The sequence below is a fragment of the Mesorhizobium sp. WSM4847 genome, from assembly GCF_055811335.1.
Map to the genome: position 1 here is coordinate 1 of NZ_JBVVPY010000087.1, position 1121 is coordinate 1121.

At 62.5% G+C, this 1121-nt stretch carries 1 protein-coding gene; it reads left to right on the plus strand.

The window, feature by feature from the left end:
- Positions 1 to 111 precede the first annotated feature (111 nt).
- Positions 112 to 1121: IS110 family RNA-guided transposase (locus AC0L28_RS34615; protein WP_473482975.1), on the plus strand; the 1010-nt coding region annotated here is incomplete at its 3' end.

Sequence of the window (1121 nt, forward strand, 5' to 3'; positions counted from 1 at the left end):
CACCCCTTGTGTCTCTAGAATCATGCATGATCGGGTTGGCGGGTGACCCGGGTCATGACCGGATCACCCGCTGCGGCGGAAGCCCGTACACCCCTTGGTATGAGTCCGTGGTTGAGCAAGGAGCTCCGTCGCATCTTCCATAGCCCGAACGGTTGCCAGGGTTCGACCCCGCACCAGCAAGGAAGGGATCAGAGGATGACACAAATTGCGTTTAATGTCGGCATCGATGTGGCCAAGGATCGACTGGACGTGGCCATTCTGGAAACAGGGGAGTTGTTCACAGTCGACAACACCGAAGCCGGTTATGCGGCGTTGGTCGAGCGGCTGTCGGACAACGAGATCGGTGCCATCGGTGTTGAGGCGAGCGGCGGCTATGAACGCGCTGTACTCAAGGCGCTGTGGCAAGCAGGACTTCCGGTGCGTCGCATCAATCCGCACAGGCTGCGCCAGTTCGCGCGTGCAGCCGGCATCAACGCCAAGAACGATCGCATCGATGCCCGTTTGATCGCCCGCTTCCTGGCGACGCTACCGGTGCATCCGGTGGAGCTCGATCCAAGCCTGCAACTGGTGATCGAACTGGTCACGGCACGGCGCCAGCTCCAGGCCGAGCTCAGCCGCGTCAACAATCAGGCCGAGCACGTGCGCGATGCTGCTCTCAAGCGCCTGGCCAAGCGGCGTGCGACCCGGCTCAGTGCCGATATCCTGCTACTCGACAAACGCATTGCCCAAGCAATTGCGGCCGATCCCGCTCTGGCTCAGCGCGACCGCCTGCTGCGTTCCACTCCCAGCGTCGGTCCGGTCCTGAGTGCCACACTGATCGCGCTGCTACCCGAACTGGGTCGCCTGTCCAACCGGCAGATCACCGCCCTGGTCGGGCTCGCCCCCTATGACCATGACAGCGGCAAGCTCAAAGGCAAGCGATGCATTTGGGGTGGCCGCGAGCCTGTCCGCAACGTCCTCTACATGGCCGCGCTCAGTGCCGGAGTTCATAACCCCGTCTTCGCCGCTTTCCGCCAGCGGCTGCGCTCCAACGGCAAGGTAGCAAAGGTCGCCATCGTCGCCGTCATGCGCAAGCTCATCACAACCCTCAACGCTATGGTGCGCACCAACAAACCCTGGAA